Origin of the sequence: Moraxella boevrei DSM 14165 (assembly GCF_000379845.1) — a bacterium.
GTDB lineage: Bacteria > Pseudomonadota > Gammaproteobacteria > Pseudomonadales > Moraxellaceae > Faucicola > Faucicola boevrei.
In genome coordinates this window covers 72166-94259 of sequence record NZ_KB903793.1, presented here as the reverse complement: position 1 = coordinate 94259, position 22094 = coordinate 72166, and the positions used below count along the sequence as shown (strand labels likewise).

Genomic DNA, 22094 nt, shown 5'->3' with positions numbered 1-22094 from the left:
GGAAGCAACACGATGACAAAGACTTTTAAATGGTTTTCACGGCTGTATTTGACGCTGATTTATTTGGTTTTGTTTGCACCGATTTTGGTGATGGTGGTTTTTTCGTTTAATGCGTCCAAAATCGGCTATTATTGGGGTGGTTTTAGCTTAACATGGTATCAAGAGTTATTAAATAATCCTGCCTTGGTGAAGTCCGCTTGGCATTCGTTATTATTGGCATTTGTGTCAGCGACCATTACCACCGCAATTGGCGGTTTGACGGCTTTATCCTTTCAACGTTATGATTTTAAAGGAAAATCTGTTTTACAAAGTTTATTGTTTGTGCTGATGATGTCGCCTGAAATTGTGTTAGCAATTTCGTTATTGGCGTTATTTTTGTTGCTTGGTTTTCAGCTTGGCTTTATAACTTTGTTGATTGCTCATATTACCTTTTGTTTGCCTTTTGTGGTGATTACTGTATCATCTCGCTTGTCAAGCCTTGATAAATCCATCTTGGAAGCGTCTCGGGATTTGGGGGCGAGCGAATTTACCATGATACGCACGGTGTTAGTTCCGATAATTTTGCCTGCGGTGTTGGCAGGTTGGGTGTTAGCATTCACCTTGTCGCTAGATGATGTAGTGGTGTCAACCTTTGTTACTGGACCTGAATTTGAAATTTTACCATTACAAATCTACTCCATGGTCAGGGTCGGTGTTAAGCCTGAAGTCAATGCCATTGGTACAATTTTGTTGGTTATTTCATTGCTTGGCTTGTTAATTTCTCAATTACTATTGTTAAAAAAACGTTAATCATTTTTAATCATCAATCGCAATAACCACAGGGTAATAAAAACATGATGATACAACATCGGATTTCTCGGCGAAAATTTTTGGCATGGACAGGGTTAAGCATTATAGGATTGACAGGTTTAACCGCTTGTCAACAAAATGCCAACCTTGACAATAGTCATGACAATAGCGAAACCACTGCACAATCCAAAACTTCTGGTAAAAATGTTGTCAATGTGTATAACTGGACGGAATATATCTCAGATGATGTGCTAAAAAAATTTACCGCCGAAACAGGCATTGACGTCATTTACAGCACCTTTGACTCTAACGAAGCGATGTATGCCAAACTCAAACTCATGAACGGCAGTGGTGACTATGACGTGATTTTCCCTGGTACAGACTTTGTGGACAAAATGCGACAGGAAAATATGCTTGAAGCATTGGACCACACATTGTTAAGTAATTTTAAACATCTTGGCAAAACTTTTATCAATGCGTCCTTTGACCCAAATAACCAATTTAGCATGCCTTATCTGTGGGGTTCGTCAGGTATTGCGGTAAATACCAAACGTATTGAAAAACAAAATTTGACATCTTGGAATGACTTGTGGCGTCCTGAATACCAAGGGCGAGTGATGTTAATGAATGATTTACGAGATGTGTTTACCCTTAGTTTGTTAACGCTTGGCTTTAAAGGTAGCACTCGCAACCCTGATGAAATCCGCCAAGCCTACCAAAAACTTACCACGCTGATGCCAAATGTACGAACGTTTAACTCAGATGCCCCGCGAATGCCATTTATTGAAGGTGAAACTTACTTGGGCTTGGCGTGGAATGGCGAAGTGATTATGGCTCAAGACCAAGGTATGCCTGAGTTGGACTTTTTCTATCCGAGCGAAGGGGCGATTATGTGGATGGATAACATGGCAATCCCAAAAAATGCGAAAAACCGTGCCAATGCCCATGTGTTTATTGATTTTTTGTTGCGTCCTGAAAACTCGGCAATCATCAGTCAAGAAATCGGCTACGGCTCGCCAAATACTACTGCAAAAGCCCTGATGCCAAAGGAAATCGCCAATAATCCGATTATTTATCCGTCTGATGAGCTATTAAAAAATGCGTTATTCCGTGAAGATGTTGGTGATACAACCATGGCATTATATCAACAATATTGGGACAAATTAAAAGTGAATATGTAATGAATGACTTTATGCAAAACAAACGCATCAGCACCGCACCGATGATTGATTGGACGACAAAGCATTATCTAACCTTTGCAAGATGGTTTAATCCATACATTTTTTTATATACCGAAATGATTAGCACATCGGCGATTTTACAAGGCGATACTGAACATTTATTGAGTTTTTATAACAATCAGCACCCTGTTGTGTTGCAATTAGGCGGTTCAAATCCGCCTGATTTGGCAAAATGTGCCAAAATTGGCGAACAATATGGTTATGATGAGATTAATCTCAACGTGGGCTGTCCGTCTGACCGTGTGCAACATTATAAAATTGGGGCGTGCCTGATGGCAGAGCCAAATCTTGTTGCCGACTGTGTAAAAGCCATGCAAGATACTACCAATATTCCGATTACGGTAAAGCACCGCATTGGCATTGATAATTTTGACAGTTATGCGTTTATGCGGGATTTTGTTGCTGAAGTGGCAAACGTAGGCTGTCGTCATTTTATCGTTCATGCTCGCATTGCGTGGTTAAATGGCTTGTCCCCGAAAGAAAACCGTGAAATTCCACCACTGCGTTATGACGATGTGTATCGTTTAAAACAGGAATTTCCGCACCTTTTTATTGAAATTAACGGTGGTATCAAAACGCTTGATGACGTTCAAAGTCATTTAAACCACGTTGATGGCGTGATGATTGGGCGTGAAATTTACCACAATCCGATGTTGTTGGGGCAATTAAATGAACTTTGGGGTGAAAAAACTCCAACCCATCGTGAAATTTTTGAAAAATTAATCCAATTTTTACAAACCTGTGAAAAAAACGGCACACCTTTAACTGCGATTGTCCGTCATTATTTAGGCTTATTTCAAGGATTAAACGGCAGTCGGAAATGGCGACAAGAGTTAAGTGGTAAAAAGTCGCTTACGGTTAGTCAAATTGCTCAAGCAGGTGAAAATGTTTTAACAATCAATGGGTTATAATTTTATAACAAATATATCGCCATTGCCAATCCATTATTGACAATATGTAATGCGATTGGCAACAACAACGATTTTGACACAAAACGTGCATAGCTAAACAGCAACGCCAACATAAAAATTGCCAGCAGTTCCACCCAGCCATACTGAAAGTGTATCAATGCAAACACAATACCCGTCAGCACGCTCGCCCCAATCACCCCAAGCCGACTGTGTGCCAATCCCGTCCACATAAAGCCACGAAACATCACTTCTTCATAAATCGGTGCAATCACCACCATGCCAAGCATCAATAACCACAAAGGTTTAGCACTAAACGCCAATTCGTCCATAAATGCCATTGGCTCACGTCCAAGCCATGTGGTCAGCAGATGAATGACAACATTGAACAGTAACAAAGCAACCAAACCTTGACAAAAATGGCGAAATTTAAACGCTTTTAATGCCAAATAATCCACGATGTTGGCTTTTTTTTGCCAAATCACTAACGCAATAAAACCGCACACCACCACCAAAGTAAACAACACCGACAGGCTGATTAACGTGCCATTTTGACTGCCTTGTAAAATCGTCTCAGCAATGTCCATTTTTTGTCCGCCAAACACGACAGGGGCAAATAATAGCACGCCGACAAGCTGACTTGCCAAAAACAACAACAGCAGGACCACCGACAAGGTAATCGTGCTAAATAATCCAAAAATCGGAAAAGATTCGGACAAACGTGGATTGTTTAACATAAAATTAACATATTTTTATAGCAACCTTATTGTAGCTGTTTACTGTCGTTTTGCAGTTTTACCCCCACTTGATTGGCAAAACTTTCGCCCATGCCGTTACCCAGTTGCATGGCAAATTTACCAAAGATTTCTTGCATTGGATCTTTTGGATTATACAGTACCGCTTTATCTAATTTTAACTCTTTTTCAAGTTTACTTAAACTGCCTGTTTTATCAGCCAGTCCAAGTTGTACCGCCTGTTCGCCACTCCAAAACAATCCGCTAAATAATTTGTTGCCTTCAGGGTCTTTTAGGCGATTGCCCCTTCCTTGTTTGACCGCATCAATAAAGTGTTTGTGGGTATTGTCAAGCACACTTTGAACGTGGGCTTGTTCAAATTCGGTGGTGGCTCGAGTCATGCTCATGATATCTTTGTATTCGCCTGAGTGCATGGTGCGGTCGGATACGCCGACTTTTTCCATAAGTTTTTGCAAATCATAATTTGGCATAATCACGCCGATTGAACCAACAAGGCTTGACGGATTGACCCAAATTTCATCGGCACCGACTGCGATATAATACGCCCCTGATGCCCCAATATCTTCAATCACCGCATACAGTTTTTTGTCAGGATTTTCTTTGCGAAGTTCGTTCATGGTTTGAAAAATTTCATCAGATTGCACAGGCGAACCACCGGGGGAATTAATCCGCACCGCAACTGCTTTGGCATTTTCATTTTCAAAGGCATCACTCAACGCTTCATTAATATCACGGCTATTGGCTTCGTTACCTGACGCAATCGCCCCTTTCACATCTACCACCGCTAAGTGTGGTTCAGCTTGTGCCAAACTCGCACCCGCTTTGCCCACCCCTGCAGTTGGGCTACAACCACGAGCCATCATCGCACCGACCAAAATAATATAGCCAAACGTTAACAGCTTAAAAAACACGCTCCAACGTCTGGCACGGCGTTGCTCTTCAATACTCGCCATCAAGGTTTTTTCTAGCAACTGCCATTCTTTGCCAGCATATTGCGGTGGGATTTGGCTTGAATTTTGGCTTTGCGGTTGGTTAAAATCAGGGTTTTGTGGTGGTTGTTGGGATGAACTAGTCGGTTTGTTTGGGTCAGGTGGCCAATTATCAGACATACAATTTTCCTAAATTTTAAAATAGTTTGCTCACCATAATAAGGGTTTTTTAATAAAATTACAATGTTAATCATGTAAGAATTTTAACATTTTCCTTGCTAAAAACGATTTAGAAAAACACTCACAACCTGTATTAGTCTAACCGATATTCCACTTGTCCCATTTGGTCAGATTGTACGATTTGTAGATTTTGCTTAATTTTATTAGCTTGATTTTGTTCTAATAAAGCTAAAGCAAAGTGATTATTTTCATTGATTTTCTGATAACTCGCCTGCCCTGTTATCACATGAATTAGGCTTGGTGTTGCCTGTTGTAGCCACGTTTTATCCCACAATAGCCCATACGGCACGACCCAACGATTTGGTTTTGCAGGACAATTTGGGTAAAGTTGTTGTAACATTTGCCACGGTAACGGACTATTACCAGATGCAATGAGCCAGCTTTTATCGGCTAAATTTTTCGCCTCAATGTGTAAAAAACAACTGTGCAAGATGTTACGTTCTTTCTCGCTAATTTGTTGATTGTTAAGTTTTAATTTCCAACCTGTTAATACGCTAAAGCGAAACTTATCATTATCCGCTAACAATGTTCCTGCTTGGCAAGCCTTTGGCGAAATGTTAACAAATTGATTGTCGCTCGGTTTTATCGCATCAAACCCTGCTAAATAATACTGACGTATCGGCATGGTTTTTGCCAAAGCCTGTACCACATCATTGCTAAAGCTACTCGGCGTTTGACTAATCACCCCTGTCAATCGGCTTAATTGATACTTTGCCAACAACGGATAAATGTCATTGTTCAGCAAAGAAGCCACTTGTTGCTCATTTTTTGACAACGATTTTTGTTGTTCAGCTTGTTGTTGTTCAAAAGGCTTTTTGGGCTTGTCAAAAACATAACTACGGTTATCCGATAGCAACAACCAATTTTCACCATTTAGCAATAATAACTGCACATTCACCGTTGGATTATCAAGAATGATTAACTTGGCATTGGTTAAATTGTCTTGGTTTTTTTGTAAATTTAACAACATAATCGCCAATACTAACGGCAACGCCCACAATCTTGGCACAATCCGCCCCAACACCACGCATAAAACCGCCAATAAACCCAAAATCAGTTGCGATTTATCCAAATATACAAACCATAATTGCCCAAACTGTAAATTGGTAACTGCCTTTAAAAATTGATGAAAAATGTTTAACAACATCACCAATAGCGACCAAAGCCATTCTGCAAGCGTTGCACCAAACGGTAATAACGACAAAACCCCTGCCAACATATCCAACGGTACAATGATAAGACCCAGTAAAGGTACGGCTATCACATTGAGCAAAATGCCAATCAACGACACTTTGCCAAAAAACCACACCACAATCGGCATCATCAACACAAATAACCATAACTGTAACTTGAACAATACCCAACTGTCTTGACACAGCCGTGTTAAAATGCGTTGTGGTAACGGCATCTCAAGTTGCCAACGTGCAGATGAATTGACAATCGCTTGTATGTTTGGCTTGCCAATCTGTTCACTAAACTTCATCAACAGCCCAACCGCCACAAAAGATAACCAAAACCCCGCCTGCAACACCGCCGTACTATCCGCCCACATCATCAACAAAGCCACCACTGCCAACAGCTGATAAGGACGCTTTACCCAAAGCCATTGTTGCGATAAGGTCAACAGCAATAGCAACCAAAACGTGCGTTGTGCAGGCAACTCAAAACCCACGATTAACGCATACACGCCTGCTACCACAACACTCACCCACAACACGAGCAGATGACTGGGCAGTCGCACTAACAATTTTGGCACAAAAATTTGCACAAAAATCAACGTCCACAGCGACACCACGCTCGCCAACATCAACACGTGCGGACCCGAAATTGCCAACAAATGACTAATCCCTGCAAGCTGATACAAATTCTTGATGTCACTCGTTAACATCGCCCTATCGCCTGTTAACAAACCCAGTAAAACTGCATGACTATCGCCAGATTTTGTTAAAATTTTCTCATCAATCCGATTAGCATTGTTAAAATTAGCATGGTGAAAATGATTAAGCATATTTTGGCGTAATTGCCAACGTAATTTTTCGATGCCAAATCTGAGTTTTTCACCAATATTTTTCGGTACATTAGCATCTGTGATTTCTGACACAATCGCCACTAATTCGGCTTTGGCTTGGATATCACGCTGACGTAACCATAATTTTTCATCAAACCCCATGTCAAAGGACTGGGCGAAACTTGGTAAAGTTGGCTGATTTTTGGTCACATTCACAGAAAAATGTTGGTTAATCGGCGTTAATTGTAATTGAACTTGCAGAGTTTGGCTTGGTTGTAGAGCGGTTAATATCGGTTGCCAATCAGGATTTTCTTGCAAATTGGCAGTTACCAACACGTTCATGCCATTTACAGTGACTGGACTGTTTAATTTGTCAAGGTGGGATTTATCAAGCTGTAAAATCTTCCAAACTTGACGGCTGGTTGTTTGGTTAAAACTATCGCTAATTTGGTGAGATTGAATGGTAGCAGTAATGTTAAGTGGTTGCTTTAATAAGGATTGTTGATAAATTTGGTAATCTTTTAGACCTTGGCTAAGGGTGGTTAATAAGGTTAACAAAAATAGGAAAACAGTAAATATAAATTTAAAACATAACTCAAAAATGCTAATAGATTGAATTTGCCGATTGTTATGAGTATTTTTCCAAACAAATTGATAAACATAAAATCCTAACAACACCGCCAAAATTAGCCACAAAATTAAATTGACATTGGGATAATAACTAAGCTGATTGATATCAATTTGCTGTGCAATCGGCTCAACCGCTAACAATCCGATAATGCTCGCAATCAGCACAATCCATAACATCGCTGTAACCTTTGGTTATTTTCATGAATTTGGCATTGTATTATAATGGTTTTTAAATTGCAATCTTGGCGAGTTAAATCCATGTTTTTTCCAAAACCTTTTTCCCCAAATTCAAATCCAATTTCAAGCGCTATTTTAAAAAAGCCATCGCTCTTTAACAAGCCGATTGTTCGTGTTCTGTTAAATGTAATTGGTGGATTTTTGTTGATTAATACTTCGGTTTTGGTGATTGTTTATCGGGTGTTGCATTTTGGCACTTTGTTGCTGGCAGGGATTGGGATTTGGCTGTTGCTACATGGGTTATTTTGGCAAAAATTCGCAAGTTTTTTGGCAAAATCGTTAAAAATTCAGCAATTTTGGCGACTGGCGTGGGGGATATTTTGGGTTTGGTTATTGAGTTTTTTACTATTTGTTGGTTTTTTAAAATGGCAATTGGTACAATCAGCGACTACTTTTCAACAAAAACAAGATTTGTGTGCGATTGTGATTTTAGGCACAGGGGTAAAAAATGGCAAGCCTACCCCTGTGTTAGCCAGTCGTTTGGACAAATCGGCAATATTAGCAAAAAACAATCCTTCAGCGTTGCTGGTATTAACAGGGGGCGTGGGCTTTAACAATCAAGTCAGCGAAGCCAGCGTGATGGCAGGATATTTGTCGGCTAAATATGGCTTGCCACGTTCACGCATGGCGTTGGAAAATCAAAGCACGAGTACGGCAGAAAATTTGTCCAATACCAAAGCGATTTTGGCAAGTCGTGGGTTGACAGCGGATTGTGCGGTGGCGGTGGTAACGAGTGATTTTCATACGTTGCGAGCAGTGGCGATTGCCAAAAAACAAGGTTTCGCCAGTGTAACAAGCGTTGGGGCTGATACACCGTTGTATATTCGTTATCATAATTGGTTGCGAGAATATTTTGCCTTTGTGAGTGGTTGGTTGCTTGGGGAGTATTAGCGGTGTTTTGTTAAATATTGTATTTTTTATTCATGTTTTACATTGATGAACAGATTTTTTGGGAAAAATGACTGTTTTGTCAAAAATTCCTTACGTTTTTTATGGTTTTCGTATTATAATGTGATTGTCTGTAATTTTTTTTTGCGATATTTCGCTACATTAGGTGATATTTAGCAAAGATTAGGTTACAATATGATTATAAAAATCGGGAGTTTAGGCAACATTAATTTTGATGTTCGATTTTTAACATTTGCCAGCGTTTGCCAGCGATATTTTAGGTTTGTTTCTATTTAATGGTTCATTATTGTAGGGCAGTAAAATGAAGCGGTGGTTGGCGATTGGGCGTGATTGGCTTAAACTTGTTGATAACATAGCCTGTAAAGGAAATCATCAAATGAATTTACAAAGCACAGCAATACCTGCTACTGATGATTATGAAGTAACGTTAATTAAGTTATTTTCTATCATGGCGGTAGTCTACGGTATTATCGGTATGGGGGTTGGGGTTTTTATTGCTTCTCAGTTAGCATGGCCACAGCTTAATTTTGGGATTGAATGGTTAACGTTTAGCCGTTTGCGTCCTTTGCACACCAATGCGGTGATTTTTGCCTTTGGTGGGTGTGCATTATTTGCTACGTCTTATTATATTGTGCAACGTACTTGTAAGACTCGGTTGTTTGCACCGTATTTGGCTTGGTTCACCTTTTGGGGTTGGAACTTGGTGATTGTGGCGGCGGTGATCACGTTACCGCTTGGTTTGACTTCGTCAAAAGAGTATGCAGAACTTGAGTGGCCAATTGATATTTTGATTGCACTTGTTTGGGTTGCGTATGCGATTGTGTTCTTTGGTACGTTGTTTATTCGTAAAACTTCGCATATTTATGTGGCAAACTGGTTTTTTGCGGCGTTTATTTTGGCGATTGCCTTGTTACACATTGTGAATAGTTTTGCGATACCGCTTAGTTTCTGGAAGTCTTATTCGCTATTTGGCGGTGCAACCGATGCGATGGTGCAGTGGTGGTATGGTCATAATGCGGTTGGTTTTTATTTGACAGCGGCATTCTTGGGTATGATGTATTATTTTGTGCCTGTACAGATTGGTCGTCCTGTTTATTCATATCGTTTGTCTATTATTCACTTTTGGGCGTTGATTGCGTCTTATATGTGGGCGGGTGGTCACCATTTGCATTATTCAGCGTTGCCTGATTGGGCTCAGTCTTTGGGTATGGTGTTTTCGCTTATCTTATTCGCTCCTTCTTGGGGTGGTATGATTAATGGTGTGTTGACGCTATCTGGTAGCTGGGATAAGCTTCGTACTGACCCGATTATCCGTTTCTTGATTGTTGCCTTGTCGTTTTATGCAATGTCAACGTTTGAAGGCCCGATGATGTCTATCAAAACGGTGAATGCGTTATCACATAATACAGACTGGACGGTAGGTCACGTTCACTCAGGTGCATTAGGCTGGGTGGGTATGGTGACGATGGGTTCGCTATATGTGTTAATTCCCCGTCTTTGGAATAAAGATAAAATGTATTCTATCAATTTGATTACGGTACATTTTTGGTTAGCAACGGCAGGTACGATTTTTTATATTGTGTCATTGTGGATTTCAGGTATCGGTCAAGGCATGATGTGGCGTGCGACAAATCCTGATGGAACGTTGGTTTATAGTTTCGTTGATACGGTGTTATTCTCACATTATCCATATATTGGTCGTGCTTTTGGTGGTTTATTGTATGTTAGCGGTATGTTTGTTATGGCGTATAATGTGTATAAAACCATTACTGCACCTGCACCGAAAAAAGTTGCGGTGGTTGAGCCAGTAGTTACAGAAACTGTAACAGCAAGCCAACAGGTATAAGGGGACGCTTCATGAAATTAAACCATGAAATTATTGAAAAAAATACAGGTCTTCTACTTATTCTTATCGTTGTGTCATTAAGTTTTGCAACGTTGGTTGAGATTGTGCCATTGATTTTTAGTAAAGAAGTGAACCAGCCTTTGCCAAATATGAAGCCTTGGACAGCGTTAGAGCTTGAAGGGCGTGATATTTATATCCGTGAAGGTTGTCACGTTTGCCATACACAGATGATTCGTCCATTACGTGCGGAGGTAGAGCGTTACGGACCATACAGCCGTGCTGCAGAGTCAGCTTGGGACCATCCATTTTTGTGGGGTTCTAAGCGTACTGGTCCTGACTTGGCTCGTGTGGGTGGACGTTATTCAGATGACTGGCAACGTGAGCATTTGATTAACCCACAATCACTTGTGCCAGAATCGGTGATGCCACCGTTCCCTTGGCTTGAGAAACGTGCGGTCAATGGTCAACAAGTGCAAGAAAAAATGCGTCTATTCCGTGACCGTTTTGGTCTGCCTTATAGCGATGCACAAATCGAGGCAGCACCTGACGAAGTACAGGGTAAAACTGAGCTAGATGCCGTGGTTGCTTATTTACAGCAACTTGGTACCGCAATGGAAGGTCAACGCTAATGTTAGGTACACTACATAGTATCGCAACAGTTGCCGCATTTATTGCATTCATTGGCATTATTTGGTGGGCTTACTCGCCAAACAATCGCAAACGATTTGAAGAAGATGCAAAACTTGCGTTAGATGACGAGATGATTGAAAACCTTGCATCAGAACGCAATAAGGATAAGAAATGAGCTTATTTTGGAGTTTATGGATTACCATTTTATCGCTCGGCTGTTGGTTGTGGATTTTATATTGGTTGGTCGGCGTATTAGGCTACAAACCACATATGGAAGAAGACGGCACAACAGGTCATGAATATGATGGTGTCCGAGAGTATGACCGCCCATTACCAAAATGGTGGTTAATCGTGTTCTTTGGCACAATGGCATGGGGTCTTTTGTACTTTGTACTCTACCCATCTATCGTACCACACGCTTGGAAAGGTATTACCACCGTTGAAATTAACGGCAAACAAGAACCTTGGACAAGTGAAAATGAGTTGTTAAGCGACTTAGAAAAAAACAACAAAGTCTTTATCAACACTTTTAACGACAAAATCTTGCAAGACCCAGCAGTTACCAAGCAACTTGCCAATTTAGAAAAATTACAAGCCGAACAACGTAAGAATGCTGAACCAAATGCAGATTTAAAAGCCCAAATTGACAAAGAACTGGCCGCCCTAGCCCCTGCGGTGCAGAAACTTTCACAGGACCCACAAGCGGTAAAAATCGGACAACGTCTATTTTTACAAAACTGTTCAGTTTGTCATGGCTCTCAAGCCCATGGTGCGGCCGGTTATCCAAACTTAACCGACAATGACTGGCTATATGGCGGAACACCTGACAAGTTAGTGTTAACTTTGCACAATGGTCGTATTGGTGCGATGCCTGAATGGAAAACTCAAATTGGAGAAGAGGGTGTGCGTGCAGCTGCTGAATATGTGCTATCACTATCACCTGGACATGGTTCAAAAGCCAATGGCGAACTAAACCAAACCTTAGTAACACAGGGCAAAGCAATCTTTGAAACCAATTGTACCGTTTGCCATGGTGCAAATGCAAAAGGTAATATTGAAGTTGGTGCTCCTAATCTAACCGATGATATTTGGCTATATGGTGGTGACCGTGAAGCTGTACGCACAACACTACGTAACGGTCGTGCAGGTGTGATGCCACATTGGGATATCAAGTTAGGTAATGAGCGTATCATGTTGTTAGCAAGTTATGTGTATTCATTGGGTGGCGGTCAAACTGCCCAACCAGTTCCTAGTACCGCAACAGCAACTGCTAGTACCGCAAAATAATTATCTGTTTTAACTAAAAAAGCGAGTTTGATACTCGCTTTTTTTTATTTTTTGGTGAAAAGATATCGCAATTTTTATCATTTTACGGTATTCTATAGCGTTCAAAAAATTTTTTCATTTTTTATTTCTCTTTAATCAATCTTTTATTGTTACCAAGTCAAGCAGAAAATTATGAGCCAAATCAACAACCAATACAACCCAAACTCCATTGAAACCGCCCAGCAACAAAAATGGGCAAACGACAAACGTTACGAAGTCAGCAACGAAAAAAGCGACAAACCAAGCCGTTATATGCTATCCATGTTCCCCTACCCTAGCGGAAAGTTACACATGGGACACGTGCGTAACTACACGATTAGCGATGTGTTAAGCCGTTATTACCGCCTAAAGGGTTTTGAGGTCATGCAACCGATGGGTTGGGACGCTTTTGGTCTGCCTGCGGAAAATGCAGCGATTGCCAATGGTGTCGCCCCTGCCGGTTGGACATTTAGCAACATTGACCATATGCGTAACCAATTGAAATCACTGGGTTTATCCATTGATTGGAGTCGTGAATTTGCCACTTGTACCCCAGAATATTACCGTTGGGAACAGTGGTTATTTGTGCAATTATTCAAAAAAGGCTTGGTTTACAAAAAATTAGCCACGGTAAACTGGGACCCAGTGGATAACACGGTTTTGGCAAATGAACAAGTGGTGGACGGTCGTGGCTGGCGTTCGGGTGCGTTGGTGGAAAAACGTGAAATTCCGATGTATTACTATAAAATTACCGCTTATGCCGATGAATTGTTAAACGATTTGGATAAGTTAGAAGGGCATTGGCCACAGCAAGTCATTACCATGCAACGCAACTGGATTGGGCGTTCTAAAGGCATGGAATTACACTTTCCCTATGAGCTGGATGGTGAACCGCTTAGCCTAGACGTGTTTACCACTCGCCCAGATACCTTGATGGGCGTAACTTATGTGTCGGTCGCTCCTGAACATCGGTTGGCACAGCACATGGCAAAAGATAATCCACACTTACAAGCCTTTATTGAAGCATGTAAAAAAGGTTCGGTTGCCGAAGCGGACGTTGCCAAAGCGGAAAAATTAGGCATGGATACAGGCTTTAGCGTCAAACACCCAATTACTGGTAACGCTATTCCTGTTTGGGTTGCCAATTATGTGCTAATGAGTTACGGCTCAGGAGCAGTGATGGGCGTGCCTGCTCACGATGAGCGTGATTTTGAATTTGCCAATAAATACAATTTGCCAATTATTCAAGTGATTAACAACGAACAAATTAACGGCGACTATGACAACAAAAATTGGCAAGATGCTTATAGCGTAAAAGGTACTTGTGTCAATTCTGGGGAATTTGACGGTTTAGATTACCAACAAATGTTTGATAAACTATTGGAAAAACTTGAACCGCAAGGACTTGCCAAAAAGACCATCAATTTTCGCTTGCGGGATTGGGGCGTGAGCCGTCAACGTTACTGGGGCTGTCCAATTCCGACCATCAACTGCGAACATTGTGGTACTGTGCCTGTGTCAGAGAGCGATTTACCTGTGGTGTTACCCACCGATGTCGTGCCTGACGGACGTGGTAATCCACTCAACAAAATACCTGAATTTACCGAAACCACTTGCCCAGAGTGCGGTAGACCTGCAAAACGTGAGACCGATACTTTTGACACCTTTATGGAGTCTAGCTGGTACTACGCCCGTTTTGCGTCGCCAAATTATAGCGAAGGTATGTTAGACAAAGAGAACGCCGATAAATGGTTGCCTGTGGACCAGTATATTGGCGGTGTAGAACACGCTGTTATGCACTTATTGTACGCTCGCTTTTTTCACAAATTGATGCGTGATGAAGGCTTGGTGAATGGTGATGAACCGTTTGCTAACCTGTTAACGCAAGGCATGGTGTTAGCAGGGACGTTTTACCGTGAAAATACGGATGGTAGTAAAACCTACTATTTTGCCGATGAAGTGAATACAGATGGCAAAACCGCCACGCTCAAAGCAGATGGACAGCCTGTTACCATTGGCAAGATTGAAAAAATGTCAAAATCCAAGAACAACGGCATTGACCCACAAGCCACCATTGAGCAATACGGTGCGGATACCGTACGTTTGTACACCATGTTTACCGCCCCTGCTGACCAAACCTTGGAATGGGTCGATGACGGCTTAAAAGGACCGTATAATTTCTTGAAAAAAGTTTGGCGTTATGCGATAGAACACCAAGAAACCTTGCAAAACAAAGGTTTATTGGCAACTAATTTAACCGTTAAAACCGATAATTTAAGCAAAGAAGCCAAAAATCTTCGCCGTAAAACCCACGAAGTCATTGCTAAATTAGATGATGATTTAGGCAAACGTTTGGCACTTAACACCCCTGTGTCTAGTTTAATGGAACTTGCCAATGAATTGACCGCTTTTGATGTCAAAACAGATGAAGATTTGGCAGTTGCTAATGAAGCCTTAACAACTTTATTAGTATTACTACAAATGTTTGCCCCACACATGGCGGAAGCGTTACTTGAAAATATGGGCTTTAATCCGCTTGAATTAAACTATCCAAGCCTAGATACATCGGCGTTGGTGCAAGATACCATTACCATGGTGGTACAAGTCAATGGCAAAATCCGTGGCGAGCTTGAAGTTGCACCAAACAGTGATACCGACTGGTTAAAGACGCAAGCCAAAGCGTTGGAAAGCGTCCAAAAATATTTGACAGGCGAGATTGTTAAAGAAATTGTCGTACCAAATAAACTGGTTAATATTGTAGTGAAAGGTTAAACCTCAAACCTTTAAAGTCGCAACGGCAGTGGGATTAACATAAGTCATCATGTTGATTTCATTGCCATTTTGTTGTGGTGAGCTTTGTTGCAAAAAGAACCGCCCACGACTGGTAAAAAAATGCTGTTGACGTTGTTGCAAAATTAGCTGCTTATCCAATTCTTTTAATAAATTTTTAAAGCCTTCTTCATCAATTATCACTAACTTCGAATGTTGCTGTAAATAATCATGATTAAGTTTGGCTAAATTTTCAGTATCATTAATTTGGATAAATTCATCGGTAAATACGCTTAACGCTTGGGCAATCGGATGCCTATTATCAAAGGATTGTTCGGTAGATGCCACAAAATTATCCACGCCAATTTGATGCAAAATTTTATCGGCAATCTTATCAAGCAACGCCAAATGCTCGCTCGCCCCTATCTCATGCAGACCATGCTCCACAAAGTGCAAAATTTCACTTTGCCAACGGGTCTGATGAGCAAACTGAGCCACGCTACCTGTTACTACTTGCGAGCGGTAATATTCCACATAGTAGCTATACAGTACCGCAGGCAAAATCTCATCACCGTGCAAGTGTCACTCAAAATACGCATTGACATTATCAACATTGCTAAAAACACTCTTAAAAAATCGTTAAGCGAGTTGTTATCATCACTCGGCGTAATGTAAATTTTATCAATCAACATCATTATTCCTTTTTTTAGCAATACTTACCAATAATTTTCTACAGCGATATTACCTTCGCCACGGCGGTTCATGGTCAACCCCTTTTGTTTTAGGGCTTCTTTGGTATCATCCACCATTTGTGGATTGCCACACAACATCACATGACTGGTTTCTGGATTTAAATTTTGTTGAACAAAGTTTTCCAATTTACCTGATAAAATCAAGGTCGGTAACCGCTCTTTTAATCCGTCAAAATTTGCTTCACGTGTTACAATCGGTACAAACTGAAACTCTGCTCCGTCTTCACCATAAGTGGCTTTTAGTTGGGGAATTTCTTCTACATAAGCCAATTCTTGTTGGGTTCTTGCACTATAAATTAGATAAATTTGTTGATAAGTTTGCCAAACGTCCAACGTTTTTAAAATGGATAAAAATGGGGCTAATCCTGTGCCTGTCGCCAATAGCCACAAGTCTTTGGGTACGGGGGCTTGATAGCGGGGCAAGGTCAAAAATCCGTACGGCGTAGTGTCTAATTCTAGACTATCGCCGACTTGTAAATATTGCAATTTTGAAGTAAATGCCCCATCAGGAATGACCACAGAAAAAAATTCAATAAATTCATCATACGGCGATGATACTACCGAATAAGCCCGAAAAATCGTTTCATTATCATCTTTCGTATTTAGGTTTTTGATTGTATTAGGATTTAAACCTAATCTTACAAACTGCCCTGCGGTAAATTTAAAACCGTCTGGACGGGTTACTTTAAAACTAAATAAGGTTTTTGCCCATTGTCTAATGTTGGTAACGGTTACCGTTTTGATATTTTCTGGCATTTTTTTTCCTATTTTTTGTCAAATTTTTGCATATTATAAACAAAAAACGCACCCAAAATTGTATTGAATGCGTTTTTGTATTTTACTAAATTTAAGGTTACTGCATCGGTGCAATATAGGCAAATTCTACAATTTTGTATAAGCTACTTGGGAAAATACCCAAGAATAATATCAATGCCGTTACCAATAACACCATGATACCGCCTGCTTGGATACCCCAATGGTTCACTGCATCAAACGATTTTTGCTGTTGTGGGCGTTTGAACATAATCAGCATAAAATGCAAATAATAGTACAAACTAATCGCACTACCAACAATAATCGCCCCTGCTAACCACCATTGTTGTACTTGGACGGTGGCAAATACCGCAAAGAATTTGCTGATAAAACCTGCGGTTAACGGTACACCTGCCAACGATAGCAACATAACTGTCATTACGGCGGTTAAAATCGGACGTTGCCAAAACATGCCACGGTAGTTTTCGATGTGTTCTGCTTCGCCATGGTTTTGGTATGGACTTGACATAATGGTAATCACGCCAAACGCCCCAACCGTTGTCAACGCATAGACCGCCATGTATAGGCTTGCCAATCCACCTGATTGCTCCTTCATACTGGCGATAATTGCCAACACATAACCCAAGTGGGCAATAGACGAATACGACAACATCCGTTTGACATTGGTCTGACGTAATGCCAACAAGTTACCGATAATCATCGATAAAATCGCAATCACAAACAATACGCTAACAATCGCAGGGGTCAAGGCCGATGCGGTGGTTGCCAAGAAACGTACTGCCAAAGCCAACATCGCCACTTTTGCCACACTTCCCAAAAAGGTCGCCACAGGGGCAGGGGCCCCCTGATAGACGTCAGGCGTCCAAGTGTGAAATGGCACAGCAGACAGTTTAAAGGCAATGCCAAACAGCACCATACTCGCCCCAACTACCAACAAGGCAGGACTTTCGCCTGATTGTAATAAGCCAAACAAGCCGATACCAATTTGACGAAACGACAACGTACCTGTATAAGCATAAATCAACGCCATACCCATCAGCATGGTTGCTGATGCAGTCGCTGATAATACCAAATATTTTAGTCCTGCTTCTAACGATTTACTACGGTTAAAAGTGTAAGCCAACATCCCGTACATCGGAATAGATAATAACTCAAGACTGATAAAAAAAGATGCCAAATGGTCGCTTGCCACCATGAACATACCACCAAGCGTAGCAATTAACATCAACAAATACAGCTCTTCTTTGTTGTCTGTATAACCTTCAATATAGCCATACGCCAAGGTAAAACACGCCAATGCACTTAACAACACCATTAGCATATTAAATTTGGCAAAACCGTCCAACATAAATAAGGTTGACACCGCTTCACTACTTGGCAAATAGCCAAGTAATTGGGCAATTAAGGTTAACATTGCCACATTTAAGCCAATCACGCTCAGCGTACCTGCGACCATATTCGAGCGTTTTACCGCAATGGCAATCATCACCACCACCACGGTTAAACCCAAAATTAACATGGGGGCTAATGCCATCAGTGTTTGACTATCAAAAATGACTGAATTCATTATTTTGCCTCCAAGTGAGCAAAGGGCTCATCTGATACAGGTGCTTGTGAAACCGCAGGCATATCTACTACCGTTGGCACAACTTGTTGATACGCATCCGCAATCCAACGCATACTGTGGTCTGACGTATCCAAAAATGACTGTGGATACAAACCTAACCACAACAAACCAAACGCCAAGGTTAGCAAAATCATGGCTTCTCGAGCGGTCATATTTTTCATCGGTGCGATTTTGTGAATGGTTTCGGTGGTCTCACCAAATAAGGTACGATAAATCATGATTAACGCATACAACCCTGCCCACACAAGGCTAAAGGTTGCCAACACGACCGCCATAGGATTTGTTTTAAACGAACCCATTAAAATCAAAAATTCACCAATAAAATTACCCGTTCCGGGGATACCCATTAACGCTGCACTAAAGAACATGAGTAGCGGTGGATAATACCGCATCTGCCCCCACATACCGCCCATCACGCTCATATCACGGGTATGCAGACGTTCGTACAACTGACCACTCATGATAAATAACGCCGCTGAGCTTAAACCATGAGCCAACATTTGTATCATCAAGCCTTGCAAACTCATCAACGTACCTGCGTACAACGCCAACACCACAAAACCCATGTGCGAAATACTGGTATAAGCCAGCAAACGTTTGATATCAGTTTGCACAAAGGCAAGCCACGCACCATAGAAAATCCCAATACCACCTAACGCAATCGCAATCGGAGCAAACTCATGACTGGCTTCAGGGAACATCGGTAACACAAAACGCAACAACCCATACGCCGCCGTTTTAATCAAAATCCCTGCCAAATCCACCGAACCTGCGGTTGGGGCTTGGGCGTGAGCATCAGGCAACCAACCGTGCAAAGGGAAAATCGGCAGTTTTACCGCAAAACCAATAAAGAACATTAACATCACAGGATATTGCCATTTGCCCAAATCCGTACCAAGCAAGTCCATATAATTAAAGCTCACCTGCCCAGTTTGTAATTGGTGCATAATCACAAGGATTAAAATACCGATTAACATCACCAAACCAGATGCTTGGGTATAGATAAAAAACTTAGTCGCTGCGTATTCTTTGGTTTTACCGCCACTGTTATGCCCCCAAATCGCAATGAGAAAATAAATCGGAATTAACATCATTTCCCAAAAGAAAAAGAACAAAAACATATCAATGGCAAGGAATACACCAATAACGCCACCCAAACTCCAAAGCAGGTTTAAATGGAAAAAGCCGACCCGATGTCCAATTTCATTCCATGAACACGCTACCGCCATCATACCCAAAAAGGCGGTCAAGCTGACCATTAATAGCGACAAACCGTCCAATGCCAAATGAAAACTGATGCCCAAGGCTTCTATCCAAGGCAAACGAAACTCCGCCAGCCACGTCGGCGTTTGCCCAAAGGCAATTGCCTTATCCGCCGAGCCAATAAAATCGCCCGTATGCCACAAACCAACAGTTACCAAAAATGTGGCTAACATACCAAAAAACGCCACCCAACGGGGAAAACGTTCATCCACCTTTTCAATCAACCAACACAAAAAACCTGTGATTATTGGTAAAAAAATCAAAGCAGGTAACAAAAGATTATTCATAACAATTAATTCCCTATCTTCGCCATTACCAACACCAACAACAACGCCATACCCAAGCCAAAACTAACCGCATAGCCACGCAGTGAACCTGACTGGAACAAACTTGCCACACGATGACCCATAATCGCCAACGCAGGCAACACATTCCACGCCTTATCCACAGGGTCGGCTTTTAACAAACGTCCAATGAGTAAGAAAGGTTTTACAAATACCAAATCATACAAGGCATCAAAACCCAAACCGTTATAGCACCAATAATACATTGCACCGCCAAGGCTAGATTGTTTAAATTGTGCCAACATCCGACCTTTATTTGCCACATACAAGAACCAAGCGACCAACAAACCAAACGCCATCGCACCCATCGCAATAAATTCTGCTGTATGCTTGCCATGGGCATGACCTGCTTGCTCTTGTAGCATACCTTGGCTTAACGGCAATACACCATCGAGTGGTGGTGTAATCCAAGCACCAACAAAAGTTGATAAAATTAACAAAATCACCAACGGAATTTGATAAGACAAGCCTGATAACGCATGAGCGTGGGTTTTTTCTTCGCCAAAAAAGGCAAACCAAATCATACGGAACGTATAAATTGACGTTAAAAACGCTCCAAGTACCGCCATATAAAACAAGTGCATATTACCTGTGGCAAACGTTTCCCAAATAATCGCATCTTTGGAATAAAAGCCCACGGTTACAAAAGGTATCGCCGCCAACGCACCACCACCCACGACAAAACTCCAAAATACCAACGGAATTTTTTTGCGTAATCCGCCCATTTTAAAGATGTTTTGTTCATGGTGTACACTTAAAATCACTGCACCTGATGCCAAGAATAACAAGGCTTTAAAAAATGCGTGCGTCATTAAATGAAACACAGCGACTTGCCACGCACCCACGCCTAACGCCAAAAACATATAACCAATTTGACTCATGGTTGAATACGCTAAAATACGCTTGATATCGGTCTGTGCCAACGCACAAAACCCTGCAACTAATAAAGTTACCGCACCGACAAAACCCACCCAATTTAACAACACATCAGGCGTTAACATAAAAATTGGATGCAAACGAGCAATCAAATACACGCCCGCGGTTACCATGGTTGCTGCGTGAATTAACGCAGACACAGGCGTTGGACCTGCCATCGCATCGGCAAGCCAAGAATGGAGCGGAATTTGTGCCGATTTACCCATCGCACCTAGCACTAGCATAATAGCGGTTAATTGCAAAGTTGGATTGTTTAAGGTGAAAATTTCTGGAACACGAGCGATAATTTCATGAATGTTTAGCGTCCCCACTTCACGGAACAACAAAAACAAACCAAACGCCAAAAATACATCGCCCACACGAGTTACGGTAAAGGCTTTCATCGCCGCACGCCCATTGGCACGATTGGCATAATAAAATCCGATTAAAAGATACGAACAAACGCCAACACCTTCCCAACCCAAATACAACAGTACCAAATTATCGCCCAAAACCAAGAGCAACATACTGGCAACGAACAAATTCATATAGCTAAAAAAGCGAGCAAACCCATCTTCGCCACGCATATACCATGATGCAAACAGGTGAATTAAAAAGCCCACCCCAGTGATAATCCCAAGCATGGTAACGCTTAAACCGTCAAGCGACAATCCAAAATTTGGGGCAAAATCGCCAACACGCATCCACGTCCACAATGGCATATTTAACACCGCCCCTGTTGGCTGAGACGACAAAAATTGAGCAATCGTGATAAACGCACAAATTGCCGACAAGCCCATACTACCAACGCCCACAATCGTGGCTTTCTGTTCAGACAAACGCTCTCGCATGATTGCCAAAATCAAAAAGCCAATCGCAGGCAGGATAAATGTTAATGGTAACAAACTCATGATTTACCCCTTCATCTCATTGGCAGTATCCACATTTAAATGCCCACGCTTATGGTAAAACTGCAACAAAATCGCCAATCCAATCGCCACTTCCGCAGCCGCCAATGTCAAAATTAAAATAAACATAATTTGACCGTCTGGATTTACCCAACGACTACCTGCCACCACAAACGCCAACGCTGCCGAATTCATCATGATTTCCAGACTCATGAGCATAAACAAAAAATTGCGTCTGACCATGACACCACAAAAACCAATGGCAAACAAAATCGCTGACAACATCAGACCATGTTCTAATGGAATTTGACCCAT

Annotated in this window: 18 protein-coding genes; 9 read left to right on the top strand and 9 right to left on the bottom strand. The window is 41.5% G+C overall.

What is annotated here, in order from left to right; translation table 11 throughout:
- Positions 1-12: 12 nt before the first annotated feature.
- The 3 genes from potC to dusA are packed head-to-tail and all read left to right on the top strand — an operon-like array spanning position 13 to position 2941.
- Positions 13-789, top strand: a complete 777-nt coding sequence (potC, locus tag A3G3_RS0108310; RefSeq protein ID WP_019520076.1) for a spermidine/putrescine ABC transporter permease PotC — start codon at positions 13-15, stop codon at positions 787-789.
- A 44-nt stretch (positions 790-833) separates the two neighbouring features.
- A complete protein-coding gene (locus A3G3_RS0108305) occupies positions 834-1970 on the top strand; it encodes an ABC transporter substrate-binding protein (protein WP_019520075.1) in 1137 nt (378 codons plus the stop codon).
- Positions 1971-1981: 11 nt separating this feature from the next.
- On the top strand, positions 1982-2941 hold the full coding sequence (dusA, locus tag A3G3_RS0108300; RefSeq protein ID WP_267283248.1) for a tRNA dihydrouridine(20/20a) synthase DusA: 960 nt from the start codon (positions 1982-1984) through the stop codon (positions 2939-2941).
- A 2-nt stretch (positions 2942-2943) separates the two neighbouring features.
- Here dusA and A3G3_RS0108295 read toward each other — a convergent pair whose 3' ends face one another.
- The 3 genes from A3G3_RS0108295 to A3G3_RS0108285 form a co-directional block, all read right to left on the bottom strand.
- Complete coding sequence (locus A3G3_RS0108295) at positions 2944-3675, bottom strand: CPBP family intramembrane glutamic endopeptidase (protein ID WP_019520073.1); 732 nt, start codon at positions 3673-3675, stop codon at positions 2944-2946.
- A 26-nt stretch (positions 3676-3701) separates the two neighbouring features.
- The gene (sppA, locus tag A3G3_RS0108290) at positions 3702-4802 is read right to left on the bottom strand and encodes a signal peptide peptidase SppA (protein WP_019520072.1); all 1101 of its coding nucleotides are present in this window, start codon (positions 4800-4802) and stop codon (positions 3702-3704) included.
- A 133-nt stretch (positions 4803-4935) separates the two neighbouring features.
- On the bottom strand, positions 4936-7677 hold the full coding sequence (locus A3G3_RS0108285) for a ComEC/Rec2 family competence protein (protein ID WP_019520071.1): 2742 nt from the start codon (positions 7675-7677) through the stop codon (positions 4936-4938).
- A 201-nt stretch (positions 7678-7878) separates the two neighbouring features.
- Here A3G3_RS0108285 and A3G3_RS0108280 point away from each other — a divergent pair, with 201 nt between their 5' ends.
- The 6 genes from A3G3_RS0108280 (at position 7879) to leuS (ending at position 15199) form a co-directional block, all read left to right on the top strand.
- Positions 7879-8628 (top strand): YdcF family protein, encoded by a 750-nt coding sequence (locus A3G3_RS0108280; RefSeq protein ID WP_169333202.1) that lies wholly within the window; start codon positions 7879-7881, stop codon positions 8626-8628.
- A gap of 394 nt (positions 8629-9022) precedes the next feature.
- A complete protein-coding gene (gene ccoN / locus A3G3_RS0108275; protein ID WP_026212935.1) occupies positions 9023-10492 on the top strand; it encodes a cytochrome-c oxidase, cbb3-type subunit I in 1470 nt (489 codons plus the stop codon).
- Positions 10493-10503: 11 nt separating this feature from the next.
- Positions 10504-11121 (top strand): cytochrome-c oxidase, cbb3-type subunit II, encoded by a 618-nt coding sequence (gene ccoO / locus A3G3_RS0108270; RefSeq protein WP_019520068.1) that lies wholly within the window; start codon positions 10504-10506, stop codon positions 11119-11121.
- Positions 11121-11297: a cbb3-type cytochrome oxidase subunit 3 gene (locus A3G3_RS0108265; RefSeq protein ID WP_019520067.1), complete on the top strand. Its 177-nt coding sequence runs from the start codon at positions 11121-11123 to the stop codon at positions 11295-11297. The genes ccoO and A3G3_RS0108265 overlap by 1 nt, the downstream gene beginning before the upstream one ends.
- Entirely contained in the window at positions 11294-12409 is a 1116-nt protein-coding gene (gene ccoP, locus A3G3_RS0108260; RefSeq protein ID WP_019520066.1) for a cytochrome-c oxidase, cbb3-type subunit III, read from the top strand. Before A3G3_RS0108265 ends, ccoP begins: the two co-directional genes overlap by 4 nt.
- A 171-nt stretch (positions 12410-12580) precedes the next feature.
- On the top strand, positions 12581-15199 hold the full coding sequence (leuS, locus tag A3G3_RS0108255) for a leucine--tRNA ligase (protein ID WP_019520065.1): 2619 nt from the start codon (positions 12581-12583) through the stop codon (positions 15197-15199).
- 3 nt (positions 15200-15202) lie between these two features.
- Here the strand turns inward: leuS and A3G3_RS14045 are convergent, their stop codons facing one another.
- The 6 genes from A3G3_RS14045 to nuoK form a co-directional block, all read right to left on the bottom strand.
- The gene (locus A3G3_RS14045; protein WP_019520064.1) at positions 15203-15775 is read right to left on the bottom strand and encodes a DMP19 family protein; all 573 of its coding nucleotides are present in this window, start codon (positions 15773-15775) and stop codon (positions 15203-15205) included.
- A gap of 137 nt (positions 15776-15912) precedes the next feature.
- On the bottom strand, positions 15913-16704 hold the full coding sequence (locus tag A3G3_RS0108245; protein ID WP_019520063.1) for a ferredoxin--NADP reductase: 792 nt from the start codon (positions 16702-16704) through the stop codon (positions 15913-15915).
- 97 nt (positions 16705-16801) lie between these two features.
- On the bottom strand, positions 16802-18289 hold the full coding sequence (gene nuoN / locus A3G3_RS0108240; protein WP_019520062.1) for an NADH-quinone oxidoreductase subunit NuoN: 1488 nt from the start codon (positions 18287-18289) through the stop codon (positions 16802-16804).
- Entirely contained in the window at positions 18289-19899 is a 1611-nt protein-coding gene (nuoM, locus tag A3G3_RS0108235) for an NADH-quinone oxidoreductase subunit M (RefSeq protein ID WP_019520061.1), read from the bottom strand. Before nuoM ends, nuoN begins: the two co-directional genes overlap by 1 nt.
- Before the next feature lie 5 nt (positions 19900-19904).
- The gene (gene nuoL / locus A3G3_RS0108230; RefSeq protein ID WP_019520060.1) at positions 19905-21782 is read right to left on the bottom strand and encodes an NADH-quinone oxidoreductase subunit L; all 1878 of its coding nucleotides are present in this window, start codon (positions 21780-21782) and stop codon (positions 19905-19907) included.
- Positions 21783-21785: 3 nt separating this feature from the next.
- Positions 21786-22094 (bottom strand): NADH-quinone oxidoreductase subunit NuoK, encoded by a 309-nt coding sequence (gene nuoK / locus A3G3_RS0108225; RefSeq protein ID WP_019520059.1) that lies wholly within the window; start codon positions 22092-22094, stop codon positions 21786-21788.